Annotated in this window: 20 protein-coding genes, 5 tRNA genes and 1 pseudogene; 3 read left to right on the top strand and 23 right to left on the bottom strand. The window is 50.8% G+C overall.

The genetic code is table 11. The annotated features are described in order from the left end of the window. The 20 genes and pseudogenes from BM159_RS10975 to BM159_RS11065 form a co-directional block, all read right to left on the bottom strand. A partial coding sequence (locus tag BM159_RS10975; protein WP_093914270.1) for an autotransporter outer membrane beta-barrel domain-containing protein occupies nucleotides 1-3,401 on the bottom strand: 3,401 nt, incomplete at its 3' end. 193 nt (nucleotides 3,402-3,594) lie between these two features. Further along, nucleotides 3,595-3,683 (bottom strand) — tRNA-Leu (locus BM159_RS10980). An 8-nt stretch (nucleotides 3,684-3,691) separates the two neighbouring features. Continuing rightward, nucleotides 3,692-3,765, bottom strand: a tRNA-Cys gene (locus tag BM159_RS10985). A 39-nt stretch (nucleotides 3,766-3,804) separates the two neighbouring features. Beyond that, nucleotides 3,805-3,880, bottom strand: a tRNA-Gly gene (locus BM159_RS10990). Between the two features lie 4 nt (nucleotides 3,881-3,884). Continuing rightward, nucleotides 3,885-3,960 (bottom strand) — tRNA-Phe (locus BM159_RS10995). Between the two features lie 4 nt (nucleotides 3,961-3,964). Next, nucleotides 3,965-4,041: transfer RNA gene (locus BM159_RS11000), tRNA-Asp, on the bottom strand. A 98-nt stretch (nucleotides 4,042-4,139) separates the two neighbouring features. Continuing rightward, entirely contained in the window at nucleotides 4,140-4,820 is a 681-nt protein-coding gene (locus BM159_RS11005) for a hypothetical protein (protein WP_093914271.1), read from the bottom strand. Nucleotides 4,821-4,839: 19 nt separating this feature from the next. Further along, nucleotides 4,840-5,445 (bottom strand): hypothetical protein, encoded by a 606-nt coding sequence (locus tag BM159_RS11010; RefSeq protein ID WP_093914272.1) that lies wholly within the window; start codon nucleotides 5,443-5,445, stop codon nucleotides 4,840-4,842. A 191-nt stretch (nucleotides 5,446-5,636) separates the two neighbouring features. Continuing rightward, nucleotides 5,637-6,899: a phosphopentomutase gene (locus BM159_RS11015; protein ID WP_093914273.1), complete on the bottom strand. Its 1,263-nt coding sequence runs from the start codon at nucleotides 6,897-6,899 to the stop codon at nucleotides 5,637-5,639. A gap of 38 nt (nucleotides 6,900-6,937) precedes the next feature. Beyond that, nucleotides 6,938-7,393 carry a thioredoxin-dependent thiol peroxidase gene (gene bcp / locus BM159_RS11020; protein WP_093914274.1) on the bottom strand — a complete coding sequence of 152 codons (456 nt, stop codon included), beginning with the start codon at nucleotides 7,391-7,393 and terminating at the stop codon, nucleotides 6,938-6,940. A 152-nt stretch (nucleotides 7,394-7,545) separates the two neighbouring features. Beyond that, entirely contained in the window at nucleotides 7,546-8,343 is a 798-nt protein-coding gene (gene udp, locus BM159_RS11025) for a uridine phosphorylase (RefSeq protein WP_093914275.1), read from the bottom strand. Between the two features lie 283 nt (nucleotides 8,344-8,626). Continuing rightward, nucleotides 8,627-9,484: a hypothetical protein gene (locus BM159_RS11030; RefSeq protein WP_177206031.1), complete on the bottom strand. Its 858-nt coding sequence runs from the start codon at nucleotides 9,482-9,484 to the stop codon at nucleotides 8,627-8,629. A 104-nt stretch (nucleotides 9,485-9,588) separates the two neighbouring features. Then, entirely contained in the window at nucleotides 9,589-9,966 is a 378-nt protein-coding gene (locus BM159_RS11035; RefSeq protein WP_177206032.1) for a hypothetical protein, read from the bottom strand. Between the two features lie 130 nt (nucleotides 9,967-10,096). Then, complete coding sequence (locus BM159_RS11040; protein WP_093914278.1) at nucleotides 10,097-10,507, bottom strand: hypothetical protein; 411 nt, start codon at nucleotides 10,505-10,507, stop codon at nucleotides 10,097-10,099. Next, nucleotides 10,507-10,989, bottom strand: coding sequence for a hypothetical protein (locus BM159_RS11045; protein ID WP_093914279.1), 483 nt, complete (start codon nucleotides 10,987-10,989; stop codon nucleotides 10,507-10,509). Before BM159_RS11045 ends, BM159_RS11040 begins: the two co-directional genes overlap by 1 nt. After that, complete coding sequence (locus BM159_RS11050) at nucleotides 10,958-11,374, bottom strand: type II secretion system protein (RefSeq protein ID WP_093914280.1); 417 nt, start codon at nucleotides 11,372-11,374, stop codon at nucleotides 10,958-10,960. The genes BM159_RS11045 and BM159_RS11050 overlap by 32 nt, the downstream gene beginning before the upstream one ends. A gap of 14 nt (nucleotides 11,375-11,388) precedes the next feature. After that, nucleotides 11,389-11,811, bottom strand: a complete 423-nt coding sequence (locus BM159_RS12200; RefSeq protein ID WP_245763715.1) for a type II secretion system F family protein — start codon at nucleotides 11,809-11,811, stop codon at nucleotides 11,389-11,391. 219 nt (nucleotides 11,812-12,030) lie between these two features. After that, nucleotides 12,031-12,591 (bottom strand): annotated as a pseudogene (locus tag BM159_RS12280) (type II secretion system F family protein); the annotation flags it as partial. 177 nt (nucleotides 12,592-12,768) lie between these two features. Then, the gene (locus BM159_RS11060; RefSeq protein ID WP_093914282.1) at nucleotides 12,769-13,890 is read right to left on the bottom strand and encodes an SLC13 family permease; all 1,122 of its coding nucleotides are present in this window, start codon (nucleotides 13,888-13,890) and stop codon (nucleotides 12,769-12,771) included. Nucleotides 13,891-13,905: 15 nt separating this feature from the next. Beyond that, nucleotides 13,906-14,607 (bottom strand): lactate utilization protein, encoded by a 702-nt coding sequence (locus tag BM159_RS11065; protein WP_093914283.1) that lies wholly within the window; start codon nucleotides 14,605-14,607, stop codon nucleotides 13,906-13,908. Nucleotides 14,608-14,956: 349 nt separating this feature from the next. Between BM159_RS11065 and BM159_RS11070 the strand changes: the two genes are divergently transcribed. From BM159_RS11070 to BM159_RS11080, 3 genes are all read left to right on the top strand, one after another. Continuing rightward, nucleotides 14,957-15,871, top strand: a complete 915-nt coding sequence (locus tag BM159_RS11070; RefSeq protein ID WP_093914284.1) for an alpha/beta fold hydrolase — start codon at nucleotides 14,957-14,959, stop codon at nucleotides 15,869-15,871. A 62-nt stretch (nucleotides 15,872-15,933) separates the two neighbouring features. Further along, the gene (locus tag BM159_RS11075) at nucleotides 15,934-17,202 is read left to right on the top strand and encodes a 3-isopropylmalate dehydratase large subunit (RefSeq protein ID WP_093730295.1); all 1,269 of its coding nucleotides are present in this window, start codon (nucleotides 15,934-15,936) and stop codon (nucleotides 17,200-17,202) included. Further along, on the top strand, nucleotides 17,199-17,726 hold the full coding sequence (locus BM159_RS11080; RefSeq protein ID WP_093914285.1) for a LeuD/DmdB family oxidoreductase small subunit: 528 nt from the start codon (nucleotides 17,199-17,201) through the stop codon (nucleotides 17,724-17,726). Before BM159_RS11075 ends, BM159_RS11080 begins: the two co-directional genes overlap by 4 nt. Before the next feature lie 133 nt (nucleotides 17,727-17,859). Here the strand turns inward: BM159_RS11080 and BM159_RS11085 are convergent, their stop codons facing one another. The 3 genes from BM159_RS11085 to BM159_RS12060 form a co-directional block, all read right to left on the bottom strand. Further along, a complete protein-coding gene (locus tag BM159_RS11085; RefSeq protein WP_093914286.1) occupies nucleotides 17,860-18,117 on the bottom strand; it encodes a type II toxin-antitoxin system HicB family antitoxin in 258 nt (85 codons plus the stop codon). 166 nt (nucleotides 18,118-18,283) lie between these two features. After that, the gene (locus BM159_RS11090; RefSeq protein WP_093914287.1) at nucleotides 18,284-19,141 is read right to left on the bottom strand and encodes a PhzF family phenazine biosynthesis protein; all 858 of its coding nucleotides are present in this window, start codon (nucleotides 19,139-19,141) and stop codon (nucleotides 18,284-18,286) included. Nucleotides 19,142-19,414: 273 nt separating this feature from the next. Continuing rightward, on the bottom strand, nucleotides 19,415-20,504 hold a 1,090-nt coding region (locus BM159_RS12060; protein ID WP_177206034.1), incomplete at its 5' end, for a hypothetical protein.

Raw genomic sequence — 20,504 nt, forward strand, 5'->3', positions numbered from 1 at the left:
TGCAGGTCGTACAGATACTCGCCGCCCAGTTCCAGAATGCGGCTGTGATAATCCGCACCGGCAGTCATGCCCATAACGCCCCTGTGCAGTTTGTTGCGCATCCAGCCATAATTCAGGAACACCAGACCTTCCCGTCCGGCTTTGTTGTAACCGGCGTACAGGCCAATGCGTGTGTCTTTCAGCTCGTTGCCTGCCGTATTGTCCGCAAAACCCGTTTTACTGTAACCGGCATACGCACCGGCCCGCCAGTTGGGAGCAACAGCCTTGTCCCAGCCCAGCAACGTAGTGGAGCTGTGGTAATCGGCGCCGTCTTTCAAATCGCCCCAGTTCTTGCCAAACTTCAGCCAGATATCATTCTCCGCCGGTTCCAACAGTTTCAGGGAAACTTCCGGGCCCCCGCCGCTGCCTCCGTCTAACTTAGCCTCCGGCAGTTTTACCTTCACCGGTTCCGGTATAAAGGCTTCGTTAAGACGGGATGACAAAAGGTGACGGGTCATCACGCTCCGCTGGGCCAGCGCCATGCTTTTCGCTGACGCGTTGGAAGAAATCGCAGAAAATGCTTTCTTTGTCTCCGCAGGCGTCAGGGTGAACAGGGGACGCATTTCATTGCGACGGGCATCGCCCTTTGCAGTCAGGTTATTGTACATGGACATCATAGCGCCGTATGTTTCTGCCTGTACCGCATCGGTTTTTCCGAGATTGTTTGCCGCTATACCTGTCACTACCGCCGTATTTCCTTCCACGGCGCCGGTTTCATCCAGCATACCGAACTTATACGGCGCGTCTTCCGTATTCGTTACCGAACCGCTGACAGAACCGGCCTGCAATACGGTAAATTTTTCATCCGGCAGCAAGTTTTTAGCGATGACCTGCGAACCGTCGATGTTGGCATCACCGCTTACCTTGATTGTTCCGGCGGCGCCGCCTGCCACACCCTGCAATATGCCATCAGAGAGCAGATTGCCGGTAATATTCATGGAAGATGCGCTATTGAGCGCCCCTGCTGTACCACTATTGATGAAAAAACCTTTATCGGTATTATCCAGTTTGGAAACAAAATCCGCTGCCGCCTTGCTGCTCATGTCGTGGACCTTGTAACTTCCGCCCAGCAACGTGGCGCCATCCGCTACGGTCACACCCACCACATCCGCGGTACCGGTATAGGCCAAAGTGCCGCTCTTCACGTTCAGTTTCATATTGTCCGGGCCGGCGATGTTACCGTTGTACGCCATCGTCGCCGCAAAATTCAGGTTCGTCACCAGATCAGGAATGTAGGCGTCATAGGCGTACCCTTTATCTCCCGTCTTTCCGTTGTACTGGATACGCAACAGCCCTTTCTGTGTTGTAACCGTTTTTATACTGGCCTTAACTTCCGGATCCGCCTCATAATCTGCCGCATATTGTAAATATTTATCTATTAAGGCAGGATTTTTTTCCAGTTCTTCACCTCTGGGTTTTGGATTCTCCCCCGGATGATTTTTCGCCATCCACGCTTCAAAGGAAATCGCAGGTTCTTTTTCCGTTTTTTCCACGCCGTCATAACTGCCGTCTGTTTTGAAATGCTTCCAGTCACTGGTGATATTTCCGCTGATGGAGGCACCTTCCTTTATGTTGATGTTTTTTACAAAGGCGTTTCTGCTGATATAGATTGCGTTTTCCGCGCCGGACAGGGAACCGCTCAGATTGTATTCCTTTACCTGCGGCCCGTTTAACTCGTCTGCCGCCGCATTGAATACGTTCTCATCCATGTCCGTCAGTTTCAGATTTTCAGGATCGTCAATCGCGCCGGTTCCCTCTTTCACACTCCGTTTGTAACGGATATAAGAACCCCGGTACTCATCATTCGCGCCGTTGGTGCTGGCTCCGAAATCAAAACGCACGCCCGTGCCGCCCTTACCCTTAGCCGTAACCGTACCGGCCTGGTTCACCACCTGGTCGCGGCCATAGGCAATCAGGATACCGTTGCCCCGGAGACCGTCCGCATGAATTTTCGTGGCAGCGGGAACGATCACCGAATTCTGCATGCCGTCCACCCGGATGCCGGCAGCACCCGTGCCGTTAGTTAAAATATCCGCCGCCTGGGTCACCGTATTGCGGGACCCGTAGATGTGCAGGCCGATACCCAGCGACACGGAGCTTGGTTTGCTTTTAATATATGACGTACCCGCTTCATTCCGGGCAGAATAGCCCTGGGTATTGGTAAGGATTTTGCCGTCTCCGTAAACGGAATGCCCGAAATAAGCCTCCCGGTCGATTTTATACCCCAGGTCCTGCATCACAGCCAGTTCAATTTCCATAAAGGACGTATAGTTGCTGTAATCCCGATGGCTCATCATACCGGTTGTCTGCAGATGGGAACCTTCAAACGTATCGTGTTCCCAACCATTGACCGGAACACCGTTGACGCCGAAGAAAGTGGCGCCCGCCAGGGCATCCGTTACATTGGGTCCCATAAAAAACGCCTTCCCGTTTTTTCCGGAAGCATTTTCTTTTTTATATTGGTTGTTGACAATAAAGAAATCGCTTTTCTTCACGCCGGGGTTCGCTTTCTTTTTTTCTGTAAAGCCTGCCGAAGACAGGATTTCCATCCCCGGTTTTGCCGGGTTCATGTTCTGGTCCACCAGATGCATGTTCCAGGAATCCTTATCGGTTACTTCGGTACTAAACCGCATCATCACTTCCCCTGTCGCTTTGGATTTTATTGTGTCTGAAGGGTCCTGTGGCACATAGACATTTCCTGCTTTGTCCAGGTATTCTACGGCCTTGCTGATGCCCAGGGCATGGCCCAGCTCATGGCGGAACGTGCCTACAAAATCCGCCGCCTGTTCGTTGGTCGGCAGTACCGTATCCGTATCCACCCACCAACCGTCCACCGCTCCCTTGCGGGCTGCGCCCATATACTGACCTATAGCGATTTCGCTGATTCCATAATCCCCCGAAGGCGGATTATCCATTTCGGCAATCTTATCCGTCATCCGGAGCAATTTTTTCCCGTCCTGCAGTTGCTGCGCCACAAAATTAACTTCGGTTTCCTTTGCCTTTCTGTTTTTCACGATTAGAGACGTAGTAGACGCATAGGCGTTCTGCTCATTTTTCTGCGTGGTCACAAACACCTGCCAGGGCTGCCCGTTTTTAGCTTTCGGGCCGATCAGCCCCGTCCAGTAGGCAGTACTGGATTTTACCGGCTGGATCAGGGAAGGACTCAGCGTATACCCGGCTTTGTCCACCAACTTTTCAATCTTCTCGCCTTTGGTCAGGAACTGCATTTCTACAATCGGCTTCCCATTATAATACACATATTCCGGCGCCATTTTAAACGCATGGCCATATCCGGGTGTGGCCAGCAGCGCAGCCATAACAGCTGCCGTTAACAGCTTATTCTTACTGTGATTTTTTTTCATGAGAACGATCACTCTTTTCTTGCTTGTATCCTTTTTTATAATGAATCATAATTATAATAATTTTATTATATCACACAAAGCATAAATCAGATTTGTATTTTTCTATCTTTTTAGAAATACTCTGCCAATACCGGCCCAATTACCCGTAAACAAAAAACCTGCCCTTTCACTGAAAGGACAGGCAATTTTTTACTGGTGCCGGGGACCGGAATCGAACCGGTACGGGTATCTCTACCCGCGGGATTTTAAGTCCCGTGCGTCTGCCAGTTCCGCCACCTCGGCAGAAGGTATGGAGGCGACACCCGGAATTGAACCGGGGATAAAGGTTTTGCAGACCTCTGCCTTACCGCTTGGCTATGTCGCCGTAACCGATATATAAAAGAATCTCTCCTTTTATAAACAATGGAGCGGAAAACGAGACTCGAACTCGCGACCCCAACCTTGGCAAGGTTGTGCTCTACCAACTGAGCTATTTCCGCAACATGGTGCCTCAGCACAGAATCGAACTGTGGACACAGGGATTTTCAGTCCCTTGCTCTACCAACTGAGCTACCGAGGCATAATGGCGACCCGGACGAGACTCGAACTCGTGACCTCCGCCGTGACAGGGCGGCATTCTAACCAACTGAACCACCGGGCCGTTTTTCATCAAGCATTAATAGTATAGGTTATTTCTTCGTTGCTGTCAAGTTTTTTTAAGAAATGCATGATAAATGCATATTTGCGACTGTGATGCCATCACTTTCCGTCGTTTCCCAAATCCAGGAGATACGGCTCCAGACTTTCCGCCAGCAACACCTCAAGGTCCTCCAGGTTCTTTGCGTCAAATTCATGGATCGTGTTGGGGATCAAGTGTTTCTTGTTCTCCGCATAAAACTCATTGCGCACCCGGTTATACAGAAACACCAGCTCATTACCCGCATCAAAATCCGCATAATCCAGAATAACCGTTGCGTTATTGATAAAATCCAGCGGACACTGTGGCCCGATAAACTTGACAAAATTGCCGACCCGTTCCGGCAGCGTGTCCGGAAAATGCCAGTCAAGAATCCCCTTGTCTCTCAGCAGATGACCGGACCGGGGTACATAGGTCGGAGTTGTCTCCTCTACCAGCCGGTCGATTGCACCGGTAATCCACTCAGCAAACACGTCTTTATCTCTGGTAATATACCGGAAATCCCGGTACCGGAGCAGCCCGACCTGGCGAACCGGTACATAGTCAAAGGTCTCTTTCGTATAAATCAGCTCCAGCCTGCGGCGGGCTTCTTCGTTTACATATGATCCCAGAACAAACTCATGTCCCTTCAACTGACCGCCTTCCTCAAGCGAAAAACCATGCAGTTCTTTTGGGAGTTTCTGCAGAAACTCCCAGTCAGGGCGGCGCTTTATAATCACTTCAATATCTTCCGGTTTTGGCATAACGGTATTAACTCACCGCTCAGATTTGCGGCTTTCCTTCCATTTTATTTAACAAATTTCCCAGCGTCCATTTAATGGTGTCCGAGGGATTTTCCTCCAATCCTAACGGCTTCAGGTCCGTCTCCCGCAGGAACCGCCGGATAAACTTGTTACCATCTGAATTATATGCAAACATATCCGCATAGGCAAACGTCCTTACATAGGTTTCCATATCAAAATCAAAGGGCGAATGACTGGTAACCATGTAAGAGTCCATCCGGTGCACCACCATCACCACCAGGGCCCCGCAACCGGCCTGTTCTGCCGCGGCCTTCATGGCTTCCTTGTCAGGTTTAACGTTTTTGGCAAACATTTCATTGACTGCGGCATTAGCTTTTGTATTGTCATCCATCAGCCGGTAATAGGGCACATGGTAATCCATCTTCACCATCTGGATCCATCCCCGCATATCCGACCTGCTTACACCGCCGGTACGGTCTATAACCACAAAATTCACCGGTTTCGTCTCAAAAGCGTACGCCTTGGACACGCCCGGAAACGGAGCCCCTTCCAAAACAGATATATCCCCGGCAATGCCGCTGCATAACGCAACAATTACCGCCAAGAATAAAAACAGTTTTTTCATTTTTCCTCACCCCCCGCCAATCCAAACTATATTCTTTCATTACTCTATGAAACAGGATTGACTCTTTTACAACCCGGGATTATTTTACAAAATAATTATGTCATTTTTATGAAACCGGAACCGCAAACCGAATACCCCTGCAAGCCACGGCACGTCTTCACTAAACACCTGCTGTAACTGCCCCCCCGACTCTACTCTTTCCAGATATTCTTCGCTGTCCCGTGCCCCAACGGGGCAACGCCCAGATACCCCGCCAGTGTCTGGCCGATATCGCTGAAGATATGTAACGGCGGAATCTGCTGCGGTTTCACATTCTGTCCGTAAAACAGCACCGGGATTTTTTCTCTCGTATGGTCCGTGCCTTTCCAGGTGGGATCGCAACCGTGGTCCGCCGTCACCAACAGCACATCATCCGGCTGCAACAGGGCGAACAGTTCCGGCAGCCTGCTGTCATAATACTCCAGTCCTTCCCCATAACCCAGCGCGTCCCGGCGATGGCCGAAAGATGAATCGAAATCCACAAAATTGGCAAACACCAGCGTACGGTCCGGCGCGTCCTTCACCGCCTGCAGGGTCGCATCAAAAATCTTATCCAGCCCCGCTGCAGGATAATGTTTCGTTATGCCCCGGTGGGCAAAAATATCGGCAATCTTGCCAACCGCATACACATTGCCTCCCGCCGCCACCAGCTTATCCAGCAGCGTTTCCTCATGGGCCGGCACTGCATAATCGTGACGGTGGGCCGCTACCCGCTGAAAATCAGCCGCCTTTGTGCCCACAAAAGGCCGGGCGATAACCCGGGCGATTTTATAAGGCTTCACCAGTTCAAAACTCAGTTTACAGAGATCATAGAGCCGTTCCAGCCCGAAGGTTTCCTCATGGCAGGCAATCTGCAGCACGCTGTCCGCCGAAGAATAGATGATGGGCTTGCCGGTGCGCATATGCTCCTCGCCCAGTTCCCTGACGATCTCCGTGCCACTGGCCAGCTTTTCACCCAGAACGCCGGGAAGGTTTCCTTCCCTGATGAGCGAGTCCACCAGCTCCTGTGGGAAACAATGAGGCTTGTCCGGGAAATAGCCCCAGTCAAAATCCACCGGCACCCCGGCGATTTCCCAATGGCCGCTGAGGGTGTCCTTGCCCCTGCTCACCTCTTCCGCGCAGGTATAGGCAGCCTTCACCCGGCCGCCGTCCAGTGCCGTGTCCTTGAGCGGCTCCCCGGAAATGGGATGAACCATGTCCTCCCCTGTGCTGAGCCGATGGGCCGTTTCCAGCCCTAGCGCCGCCAGGTTTGGCAGCAGCAGATACCGGGGCGAACCGTCCGGGTTCTTCCGATTCTCTGCCATCCATTTTACAATATGTCCCAGGGTATCGGACCCCATATCCCCGAACGCCACTGCGTCATGGGCAGAACCGATGCCAAAGGAATCCAGCAACGTTATGATTACACGCACCATTGCCATGCCTCCCTGTTCCTTGTTTTCCAAAGCGCCCTTTATTTCAGTTCGTCCAGCATCTGCTGCGGATTCTCCACCGCCTTTACTTTGCCGAAAGCCTTCACGATGATGCCTTTTTCATCTATTAAATACGTACTGCGGACCACACCCATGGTCTTTTTGCCGTACATGTTCTTTTCCTGCCACACATCATAGGCCTGGATTACCTTCTGTTCCGTATCCGACAGCAGCGTAAACGGCAGGTTGTATTTCTCCTGAAACTTCTTATGGGACGCCACGCTGTCCTTGCTGACACCCAGCACCACCGCGCCCTTTTCCCGGAACTGGGGTAGCAGCTCCCCGAAATTGCAGGCCTGTTTCGTACAGCCCGGGGTATTATCCTTCGGGTAAAAATACAGCACAACTTTCTGTCCCCTGAAGATCTTCAGCGCAACCGGATTCCCGTCCTGATCCGGCAAGGTAAAATCCGGTGCCTTAGTTCCAACCTCTAACATAACACGCCTCCTGAAACAACATTTCTGCAAATAAACTCGTTCTCATTTGCGCACCACACAGTGCAATGTATCTGCGGCTTGCGCTCTTCAACGCGCTGCCCGTTCACAAAGCCGGCAAATCCGCCTTGCCCGGGGGACTTGCTTTCTGAATTTTATGTTTTATCCACCGCAATCAGTTTTTCCAGCGCCCGCTTCGCCACAGCCTGGAATCGTTTCTCCGCCATCTTGTACACATCCGGCGGTGCCACGGCCTCGCTGTCCGTACGTTTGGCCACCACGCCGCAGATGGCGCCTGCCCGCAGCCCGTGCACACTGCACAGGGTAAAAAGCGTCGCCGCTTCCATCTCAAAATTGGTGCAGCCCAGGGCCTGCCATTCCTTCAACGTGCCTCGCAGACGTTGCACCACATAACCGTTAAGGCTGTCGTAGCGCTCCTGTCCGGGCCAGAAACTGTCCGTGGTCACGCCAATGCCCAGACCGAAGGGAACCTTCAATTCTTTCGCCGCATCCCGCAGGGCAATGGTCACATCCAGATCCGCCACCGCCGGATACTCGATCGGCGCGTAGGCCCTGCCGGCCCCGTCCATGCGCACGCAAGCCTTGCTGATGACCACATCCCCCAGATTCAGGTCTTCCTGCAGGGAACCGGTAGTGCCCACCCGGATAAAGGTGGTGACGCCCAGACGCCCCAGTTCTTCCACAATAAAGGTGATGCAGGGACCTCCCATACCACTGCTGATGACCAGCACCGGCTCCCCGTTCACCCGTGCCAGCCAGCTGGTAAACTCACGGTGACATGCCAGATACACCGCATCCGGATCCACTGCTTTCGCCAGGCCTTCCACCCGTCCCGGATCCCCGGGTACAAGAGCATACTTCGCGCCCTGCAGCATCTCCACCGATAAACCCACGTGATACAGCACTTCACCGGGTTTTGCGTAATTTTTCATCGAACAGTCCACCTTTCTGTGCAATTTGTGAAACACACCGTAACATGATACGTTTTTGTTATTTCATTATACCATAGATAAAGTCGCAGAGTATGGAAATCAGGAAGAAAAATCCCCCGTTGTGTAAATACGGGGGATCAGTCAGGAGAAAAATCATGAGTTATCATAAACACCAGTCTGAACTGATACACAGAAAAGGAGGTTATGTTTTACTCATCAATATTAAATTCTTGTCGGGCATGCACAAACTGAATCTGTTCTTGTACCTTCCGCCCGTTATTGTTTAATAACTGATAATGGAATTAAAGGGTTCCAACACCTCCCTGTCGCCGGTAATCAAAGCGTTTTCATCTACTACGGCACCCTGCTGTGCCATGACTGCACCATTGATAATACTGTCCGTTCCAATGGTCAGTTTTCCCCGGCACAGCAACAGTGCCTTATTTAATCTCACATGGTTTCCTATACGCAGGTTGCGCTCCGCCAAAACAACGATGCGGCCTGTTAACACTGTATTGTCATCAATCGTCACGTCGTCGGCAAAAGCCAGTATGCCATCTCCGTTCACCTTCAAGCCTTTTGGAAGCTCGATTTTGTTCCTGCACAGATAAATCCATCCGCTTAATCCGTCACGCTGCAGTTCCAACGCAGAAGGAAAATCAGTTGAAGCCCAGCCCGCAATTTCTTCAACGGAAAATTGCGGAAAAGCCGCGCCATATGATTTGCCTGTGATAGTATCCTTGTCCTTCTTCTCTGATTTTTCCTGCCTTGTGGAACCAGTTATGATTAGGGGAGACTCTGCAAACTGCTGAAGCAAAGAGACAGGAAAAAACATACTGCACTGCCGTAGTGAAAAATCAACCCGGTCGGAATCCGAAACATTTACTTTTAGAAAGCGCAGCCCTAAATCTTCCACCCGGTTAACCGAAACATAAACCTGTACTTCGTTGTTCCCAGGCCACAAAGGGTGTAAAGAATATGCAGCGCTTGCAATTTCCGTATCTTTTTCCTGCTGAATGGCTGTAAGTATAAAGCTTTGCGCAATGGTTTCCAGCTGTTTCCGGCGCAAATGCTCCCGAGCCGCCTCTGACTCCTGATACACACTGCGCCCGTAATACAAAACCACGCTTGAACAAATCATGAGAAACAACAGGAGAGGAAGCAGAATAAAGCCCTGCTTCTTTTCCGTTCCTCCTGTTGTATTACGAAATGCATTCCCGCTTATAAAACATCTCATACAGAGCTTTACAGGGCTACAGAACCGTTGCTTAACAACAAAGATAAGGCAATCTGCCTTTCCAACCCGGTTTCCGGGTCTTGTAAGTTCATAACAATGCCAATTTTCTCCTTTCCCAACCGAATTGTTTTAAAACGTGTTATCCGGATATCCGGACCGGAATACGGATTGATTCCCGTTGTTGTGTCTTTTATAGTCTTACGGTATAACATCCCATTAGACAGGTACCAGTAGGCGCGCACATTTTGATATGTCTTCCGGCAGATAATCTGATCCCTGTCATTGAAATCTTTAGCCAGTTTTGCCTGCGTCGTATTGTAGGAAAGTTCCCGACGTAAAGTGCTTTCTGTATAGCGCGCTGCCTTTGCGATTTCAATATCTGCCAAAATCTTTCTGCAGTTCTTTAACACTGCCTGTATCGCATTACAATATGCTGTGCTGACGATAACCATAACCATAAACATAATATTTAATTCCAAAAGAATTGAGCCAGATTTTCTTTTGTTACAACATTGGTCAGGATGTATGGTCATCTTCTTTACCTATTGGTATAAATTCCAGACGGTTCACCAATACCTTTCCTGTAGTTTTATTGCGCATCTCTTTAACAAGAAGAATGTACGGGCCTGCTTTCTGTGTGGATACTACTTTTTCATAATCATTTTCGTACACGTTTCTCCATTCACCAGGCAACACTTCATTCCGCCACGCCGAGCTGTCATCTTCCAGTAAAGAATACGCTTGTAGCATCTCTTTCCGGTGTGTCATAGCCTGTATCGAACAAGATATACAACCTGTTATTGCTGTCGCGAAAGTAAGTACTGCCAGAAAAATGGGAATCATCAGGAGCATAATAAAACCCGATGGACGTTCCGTTGCCTGAGATTCCTTTTTTTCCTTTTCTGAAAACGGATTTTTCTGTTTCATTATTTTACACGCTCTATCCTTACCCTCCCTGTAACCGGCTGAAGACTGACTTTAACCTGTGCGGACTTTACCCTTTCATGCTGCAATATAAAAATCCCGCTTGCTGATGGAGAGCCGTTGATGGAAAATCTTATTATATAAGCTGGTATACTGCTGAATTGCAAAGCTTCGGACCCCCCCGACGCAAAACCTCGTTTTTTATCAACCAGATTCGGCCTCCGACAGACCCAATACCCTTTACGCCCGCTGCTCAATTCAATATAACCCAGATCAGAACCTGCAAGAGCTCTTTCCCTTGTCAGCATAATATCCTGGGTGAACTCCCGGGCTGCGTTTTCCACCTGTACTGCTGCCAGTGTTTTTTCATATCCGGTAATTCCCATGTACAGCCCGGAAACGGCAATCCCGTACAAGCATATGCTCATCAGCCATTCAGCCAGCAGATAGCCGTTATCCTTGTGTTTCCGCAGCAACACTGCCATTAGACGTTACAGTATTGCCTTCCGCGTCAGAACCGGTCAGCGTGTAATTGCTGCCAGATACAGAATACTGGAAATCTTCATTTTTGGCATCCTTAAAGCCCTTGTTTTTGGCAATATAGTCCGGCACCAGGTTATCAAGCGAAGCCGGTATGCTTCCCTGTTCCAGTTTGTATGTAGCAATGGCCTGATCCAGCGTTGCCAGATCGTTTTTTAGCTTTGCATTTCGCGCTTTGGAGCCTGCCCCGTCAATCGCAGGCATCAGCATAGTTGCCATAACACCGATAATAATTGTAACGGCGATTACTTCTATCAGACTGAAGCCCGCATTTCGGCGACTATTCTTCTTCCCAGCAAAATCCAGCTTTTTCTTAATTCTTTTTAACAATCACATTCCTCCATTCATTTATATTCCGGTATCCGGGTCATCAAATCGAACAGCGGCGAAAGCATCACCGCCATAACCGTAAAAATCATCATCGCAATTAGGACGACCAGTACCGGTTCCAAAACTGCCTTTACATCCCGGAGACGGGTAAAAAGCTCCTGTTCCTGAATTTCCGCGAATTCCGTCAGCATATCCGGCAAATCGCCGGAGCTTTCCCCGATGCTCAAAAACTCTAACCCTGTCTGGCTGAAAAGATTTCCTGACTGCATGGCCGCTTCAGCAATTCCGATACCGCGCAGAACGTTTTCCGAAAACTTTTTTGCGTTATTCTTCATAGACGCATCTGTTAACGTAACAGATGCACGCAGAACCGCTTCCGGAAATGCAATGCCGCTATCCAGCATCAGTGCCAGCAACCGCGTAAAACTTATTTCCAAAAATGAATGACGTAAACTTCCGATTCCCGGGAGATACATCAACAGGGTTAAAACTTTTGAGCGCTGCAGCAACAGCAACCTGCAGCCAGCCATAAACACACAGAAAATAGCCGCCGCATGATTCTGCAACAAATCGGAAATTGGAAGTAATATCTGCAAAAGGGGCGTTTCCTTAACTCCCAGTGAATGATACAGTTCTGCAAAAGAAGGTACCAGTTTCACACTGAAAAACAAAAATGTCAGAACAGCTAAACACAGCAAAAATCCCGGGTAAATACAAACATTGCGTACCAGCTTAATAAGTTTGTCCTTTTGCTTATAAAAATCGGACAACGACAGAAGAACCCGGGAAATCTGACCACTTGCTTCACCTGCCTCTATAACTGAAATATTCATTTCCGGAAACACTTCCGACTGTAAAGACATCGCATAAGATAAAGGATGACCACTTTGCAAACTAAGGGTAAGCCGTTTACATACCGGCTTATACTTTTTACCCAGCCTTCCGGTTATCATCTCAATTCCTTTCACAATAGGAATGCCTGCATCCAACAACGTTGCAAGCTGTTTGTAAAAATTTGCCCTTTCCTTTCCTGAAAATTGCAAGCGCGGTTCAAACCAACGGCGAACGAATCTTCCGTCCTTAACCCTTTCAATGTTTGTAACATACCCGTAATTCCTGCGGATGAAGTCAATAACCTGTTCTTCGCTCTCTGCATAGTATTCGCCGTTATATGCTCTCCCGCCGGAACTTCTGGCCTGCCATCGGAACAACCGCAATGTATCAGCCTCCTTTCACCTGGCACAAGACAAAGTTTAAAGGTTCGCAATAAAAAAATAAAGCGTTTTTCCGGAAAAACTGTGAAGAAAAGTTCACAGTTAAATGCCTTTTCGGTCATTTTCCAAAAAAACGCTGTATTTTGTTAGATTCTGTGAAGAAATTGTGAAATGATTTCGCTACCTCACCATCCACCAGTACACGATGCTCCCGATGCCGATGAGTCCGGCAAAGTTGTAGAACAGGAACATGCGCAGGTAGCTCATCACCTGGTGGGGATAGGCGGCGGCGTACAGTTTATAGGAGATTACGCTGGCCATGGAGGCGATCAGGGTGCCCAGGCCTCCTACGTCCACTCCCAGCAGCAGTTCCCCGGCGTTGCGGGTGAAGCCGGCCAGCAGCATGGCCGCGGGCACGTTGCTGATAAACTGGCTGGCCACGATGCCGGTCACGTATACGATGCCCCGGGCGTGGTGCAGGTAGTGGTGCAGCTGCCGGATAGCGTCCCAGTGGGACAGGTTGCCGATGAAGATGAAAAAGCCGATGAAGGTCAGCAGCAGGGAGTAGTCCGCCAGTTTCAACAGGCTGCGGTCGGTCAGGGTCACCACGGTCACTACAACAACGGTGCATACCAGGGGGCTTACCACGTGGGCCACGGACAAAAAGCACAGCAGCAGCAACGCGGTAAAGAGCAGGATCTGCGACCGCAGGCCTGTTTCCGTTTCCCGCTGTTCCAGCTTCAACTCGCCGTTGGGCAGTCCGTGAACCAGCAGCGCCAGCCATAGCCCGCTCAGTACGGACAGCGGCCCCAGCACGGAAAAAAAGTAGCCCGTGCTCAGTCCGTAGTGGTAGTAGATGAACAGGTTCTGGGGATTCCCCATGGGGGTGCAGGCGCTGCCCAGGTTGGCAGCCAGGGTCTGAAATATGACGATACGCCCCACATCCAGCCGGATCTGTTTGCCCGTAATCAGGGTCAGGGGCACAAAGATCAGAAGGGCCACATCGTTTGTCACCAGCATGGACAGGAAAAAGGTCAGCCAGATCAGCACCGCCGCCACATGACGGGTGCTACGGCAGCGGGAGAATAGGATGTCAGCCACTTTCTCCAGCACATGCAACTGCCGGAAGCCGGCCACTACCAGCATAAAGGACAGCAGCATGCCCAAAACGGAAAAATCGATATAGGAAATACGAGGTCTGAAAAACAGCGAAGAAACCAGAGCCAGTATGATGGATATGTTCAGTACCATGTCCCGCTTCAGGATGCTTCTGATTTCCTGCTTCAACTTATCGGTATGCATCGGTTGCTATCCTTGTTACAGGCCCAGGCACTCGCCGACCAGCACCACTTCCATCTCCATGTTGCTCATCTTCTTGAACTCGATCAGCAGCCCGTTGCAGATGCGTTCGGGACTGGCGCAGTTATAGCAGCGGTCGCCCCGTTTCGCGCAGGGCGTGGCCTTGTGCTTGCGCAGGCAGTTGCGCGGGGCGGCAATGTTGCGCAGCCGCCAGATGGCGTGGTCCAGGTCGGGGCAGATTTTGTTCACCCCTGCCACGTAATACACTTTTTCGTGCCCGAACAGCGCGGCAGCCACCCGATTCCCCGTGCCGTCCATATTCACGAGGATGCCGTCTTCGGTCAGGGCGTTGACGCTGCACAGGAACACGTCTGTAAGCAACGTGCCTTTGGCGTATTCAAAAAAAGACATGCCTTTGTTGATGGGGCTGCGCAGCACATTGTGCACCTGGTTGTGGGCAGCCAGCGCTTCGTGCAGCTCCAGCTTCCGCAACGTCTCTGAATCGCCAATGCCTACTTTTTTGCCGTCAATTTTTCCGTTCAGGTACGCCCGCGCTTCGGCGGCGTCGGCACAATAATGGGCTTCAAAGCGGTTGGCGCGCAGCCCCCGCAGCACCCGTTCGATATCCGGGGTGTATACCGCTGCCGCGGATCCTTCGGGGCTTGCCTGCCAGGCGCGGGTTATGGCATCGTCCAGTTCGGGCCTTGTAACATCGATCATAGTATTTCCTCCTTTTATCCGGGGCGCGCGTATTTCCTGCGCGTGCATGCCTGCCGGCACGTGTTGCGGATGGATTGGCACTTTTTTAAATTGTACCATATAATGCGGAATTTTTTCAATTTTACAGGTGTTTTCTTGCTGCACCTGTCAAACAACGTTATAATGATAAGTAAGAAAAACAGCAACGTTGATGGCCGTTGTGCTGACGGGACTGTACGACAGCTGAACATCTCGGCGGAAGGGCATGACAAAAACGCCGTCCAAAACCGCGCAGGTCCGTGCGCAAACGGGCCTTGCGTACGCAAAAGAACAGGATGCCTGCAAACTAAACTAACAGGGAGGGGTCACTATGACGATTGACGAGAAGTATTTTCCCGGATTCACGCAGAAGTGGATCGAAACAGAACCAGGTATAGTAATCAACACACTCATCGGCGGCAGCGGGAACGAAGCCGTCCTGCTCGTTCACGGGCATCCGGAAACGCACCTGATGTGGCGGTTTCTGACCCCGGAACTAGCCAAGCATTACACCGTCGTGATTACCGATCTGCGGGGCTATGGGGACAGCAGCAAGCCGGAGGGCCTGCCTGACCATTCCAATTATTCCAAGCGGGCTTTGGCAGACGACCAGGTGAAAGTGATGAAGGCACTGGGTTTTGAGCGGTTCCATGTGGCCGGCCATGACCGTGGCGCCCGGGTATTGCACCGGATGATCATAGATCATCCAGAGAAGATCAAGAGCTGCACCCTTATGGATATCATCGCCACGTATGATATGTATAAGGAAACCAACGAAGAGTTTGCCACTAAATACTGGCACTGGTTCTTCTACATCCAGGGTAAGGGCTTTCCTGAAACCGCCCTTTCCGCAGACCCGGAACGGTTTATCAACTACAATCTGAATTTGAAGATCGGACCTGCCGCCCGGGCCAATTTCCCACCGGACGTACTGGCCGAGTACACCCGTTGCTTCAGCGACATCCGTACCGTCCACGGCATCTGCGAAGATTACCGCGCCAGTGCTACGATTGACATGCAGCTGGATGAACCGGACCGCAAAAAGAAAATCGAAACGCCACTGCTGCTTTTGTGGGGACAGAACGGCGTGGTCGGCAAGCTCTGGAACGTAATGGAAAAATGGGAACCGCTGGCCAGTCATATCGAAGGCACCGGCATACCCCAGTGCGGCCATTTCGTGCCGGAAGAACAGCCTGAACTTGTCCTGAAGAGGATGCTGCTTTTCCTTGCAAAGCACAGCGCCTGATCCGTGCGGCAGATCCGTCCGGATTCTCATTATAAATAATCAGAAAGGCAGGGACTTTCACCATGCATGCTATTGAAAAAATTCTGGCAAAAAAAGCAGGAAAAGCATCGGTCCACGCAGGCGAGATTGTGAACTGCGACGTGGACATTGCAGGCATTAACGATTTATATTATCAGACCGTAAAATCCTTTTACGAAATGGGCGGGGAAAAAGTCTTTGATCCCGAAAAGGTCATCCTTTTCTTCGATCACTACGCTCCCTGCGCCACGGAAAAACAGGCCGACAACCATAAAAAGTTCCGCCAGTTCACGAACGAACAAGGTATCCCCCACCTTATGGATATCAACGAAGGCGTCTGCCACCAGCTCATGGCGGATTACGGGTTCTCCCGCCCGGGACAGATCATCGTCATCACCGACTCCCACACTACCACCCACGGTGCTTTCGGCGCCTTCGGAACCGGCGTGGGCGCAACCGATCTGGCCACCATACTGGTAACGGGAAAGCTCTGGTTTAAGGTGCCGGAGGTCATCCGCATCAACCTGACCGGAAAACTGCAGCCCGGGGTCTATGCCAAGGACGTCATCTTACATATCATCGGCAAGCTGAAAGCAGATTACGGGGTTTACAAAGCCGTGGAATTTGCCGGTCCTGCCATAAAACAGTTCAGTCTTTCCGAGCGCATGGCCATGTGCAACATGTCAACGGAAATGGGCGCCAAGACCAGTTATATCCAGCCGGATGAGATCACCATGGCGTATCTTGCGGCGCACAACATTACCGACTATACAATATATGAAACCGATCCGGATTATGTATATGATGCCGACCTGACCTTTGATGTTACGGAAATCGGCCCACAGCTGGCAGCACCCTTCAGCGTGGACAATGTGGATGACCTGACCGCTTTCGCGGGACTGCACGTGGACCAGTGCTACCTGGGTTCCTGCACCGGCGGACGTACGGAAGACTTTGCGGTGGCCGCCAAAATTTTAAAAGGCAAGCATATCGCGTACGGTACCCGTATGATTTTGGTGCCGGGGTCCCGTTTTGTTTTACAGGAATGCCTGGAAAAAGGTTACATCCAGACCCTGATGGAAGCAGGGGCTGCCCTCACCGCCCCCGGCTGCGCTGCCTGCCTTGGAATCCATCAGGGACTGCTGGCGGAAGACGAGGTCTGCGTGTCTTCCACTAACCGCAATTTCCCCGGCCGCATGGGACATGTGAAAGGACGCATTTATCTGGGTTCACCCGCCAGTGTCGCGGCTGCCGCGCTGAACGGAAAAGTAACCGACCCGCGTCCGTATTTGGAAGGAGGTAACGGCAAATGAAAACCATCGCTGAAGGTACAGCCTATCTTTTCGGCAACAACATCGACACCGACCAAATCTATCCGGGCAAATATGTGGAACTGACCGAAATGGAAGATATCCGGAAGCATGCCATGAGCGGCAGCGAAGAACCGGACCTGGCAACCTTTTTCCAACCGGGCGACATCATCGTAGCCGGGACGAATTTCGGCTGCGGTTCCTCCCGCGAGCACGCGGCCATGACCTTGAAAGGCATTGAAGTCGGCGCCATACTGGCAGAATCCTTTGGCCGCATCTTCTATCGAAACGCCATCAACCTGGGCATACCCGCCATCACCTGCAAGGGAATCCATGCCCTTGTAAAACGCGGCGATACAGTCCGCATCAATTTTACCACCGGCGAAATCGTCAACGAAACCACCGGCGCCAAAGCCAAGGCGGAACCGATGAACGATTACATGATGGGAATTTTGCAAAACGGCGGCATCAAACCCATGATTCGCAAAATGCAGGAAGAGAAGAAACAGAAAACAGGCGCTGAGTAACCGTGTTTACTCTTGCAGATTACCCGGTATTACCCAAAGTTAAAAGACAAAACAAAAACCAGGGGCCGCGGATTCCTTTCGCAAACCTCTGGTTTATTTTGTAAAAATATGCGGTTCTTTTCTGTGAATGCGGTTACCGTCCCGTCCGTTTCCAATTGTGAGACACGGAAATCACTTTATAGGGTGGCTGGGGAATCGGGATATGCCGTTCCAGCATTCCGCTGATCCACTCGCACTTGGCCACATTCAGATATTGCAGCGCTTCCTCTTCTGTTTCCCCATGGGCGATACAGCCCGGAAGCAACGGGATTTCCGCATGGTAGCCGCTGTCCTCTTCCGGCGTGATTTCATACGGGTAATCCAGGTTCATGTAAAAGTTGATGTCTTTCATAGTCGTGTTGTCCCCTGCTAATTTCAAACAAATGTACTTAGATATTATAACATAAATCTGCAAGGAATGAAAGATTTTTGTGTTTCCTTCTGGCAGGAAACACACCATGCCATTGCCCAATGCCGGTTTGCAGCTGCCTTAACAGCATCAGCAGGAAGACCGTCCTTTACTCCCATTCGCCGCTGGCCACCAGGTGGCACTGACCACCGACTTCGATTGTCCAGATGTCTTCCCTTTTGCAGGCATGAATAATCAGAACAGATTTTCTCCCCATATCTTCTCCCTGAATCACGGTATATGCGATATTGGACTGGTTGAAATAGTTGTGCTGCAACAGATATCCGGCCAGGTCACCGTTGGCGCTGCCTGTGGCGGGATCTTCCAGATAGTCTTCCATCAGGCAGCGGGCAGCAAAGGTGTTGCCGCCCATATCTACAAAGAAAAAGTGACTGCAGTAGCTGGCCGGGTGCCGGCGGATATATCGTTCAAACGCTTCCCTGTCCGTTCGCGCCTGAGCCAGGGTCTTACGGTTCTTCAACGGAATGATGACTGCTGCCAGGCCAGTGCTGGACCACTGGACGGGATACTCGTCTGAAATGGCATCCGTTGAAATGCCAAACACCTCCGCGATTTCCTGCCGGGGAATGATTTCCCCGAAAGACGGCGCCTTTTGGGACATGGTGAGGCCGTTTTCCTTAATCTCCACAGGAATCTGCCCTACTTTCAGATTCAGCTTCACCTGCCTGCTTTGCCCATGTTCTATATAATGGTGAATTACAAAGGCGGTCCCCAACGTGGGATGGCCGGCAAAGGGAACTTCCCCCACCGTCGGTGTCCAGATGCGCACGTCGTATCCCCCGTTTTCCTGTTTGCCGGACAAGATATACGCTGTCTCGGAAAAATTGATCTCCCGGGCGATCTGCTGCTGTTCCCGGTCGCTGATGAACCGGTCGGCTATTACTACAAGCAACTCATTGCCCTGATATTTTTCTTCCGCAAAACAATCCACAATATAAAATTTCATAGTACACCTCTGTAATACATGGTCTGTGTTTATCTACATTCCTATAACACAGTTGTTTTTATTATCGTACAGGCTTAGTACCTCACAGTTTTTACTCTTTAGCAGAAAGATGCGGGCGCCTGCCACAAAATGTCCACTGAGAACATAAAGCCAACCACACGGAAAACCGTATGGTTGGCACATTTCTTGGCAGGGGCAGAAGGACATGAACCCCCGGCACACGGTTTGGGGAAACATCCGGAGCTGGAGTCGATAAATTTCAGAATGCCTTTCTTACTGCTCTGCTTCATCCGTTTCAATTTCACCAGCGTCTGCATTCCGGAAAGGTCTTGCCATAAAGAATCCTGCAAATCCAATCAACCCGTAACGGTCATAATAGGCAATCTTTTCATCACCGGAACGGAATCTGTCCGACAGATCTTTGTTTGCATAAACCGCGTCGAGCCCCATTCCAAAGCCTGTGGGGTAATCATCGTCCACTTCTTCGTAAGCACCGTCACTGTAGTACCAGGTCTTTCCCCAATTGTAACGGACCTGGTCCGGAAGATCCCTGCCTGCTGTTACTTTGCCGTTAAAAGTGACATCGCCTTCCCCGGTATGAATGATAACATCGCGTCCTGCCATCACGCCGCTGTTGAACAGGATATTACCGGCGTTCGTATCCGCTATTACATCACGACCTGCCTTTATCGTATTCCAATAAGTAATCGAGCCGATTTCGGTAATCGTTGCCTTAATCGTCTGGCCCGCATTCACAGCGCCGTCATACCAGATATTACCGTCTGTTGTCGTAGCGGTTACATCATTGTTAGCCCGCACAGTGTCACTGTAACGAATCGAGCCGATTCCGTTTTCGGCTATTACGCTGCCGGCATTGGCGGTCGCCTTTCCATGATACCATATATCCCCCTCTTTGGTTGAAGCCCTGATATCGCCTCTCCTGACGGACTCAACATTACCCAGATACATTATATCACCTTTTTCTGTCACTTCAGCAGTTACGGCGTTCTGGGCCTTAACGTTCTCTCCATAGCCAATCGTGCCCGTATCTGTTTTGGCAGAAACAGAACCGCCTGAGGTTACGCTGCCCAAAAATAAGATGTCTCCGTCCGAGTTCACGGCCTTCACATCAGAACTTGCATTCACATTGCCATCAACAGTGATTTCTCCCTCCTGCTCCAGAGTAACTGTACCGGCTTCGCCATTCTTTCCTTTTTTGGTCACAAGATCCGATTCGACAGTTAAGGCGCCTGCATCCAGATTAGTGAGCGCAATATTGCCATGCACCTCGTCAGGAATAGCCGCCCGCAAGTTTTTGCCCGCATGGGTCCGTACCGTTACACTGCCGTCAATGACCTTAACC

The organism is Succiniclasticum ruminis DSM 9236 (assembly GCF_900112895.1).
In the GTDB taxonomy this organism is placed as follows: domain Bacteria; phylum Bacillota; class Negativicutes; order Acidaminococcales; family Acidaminococcaceae; genus Succiniclasticum; species Succiniclasticum ruminis.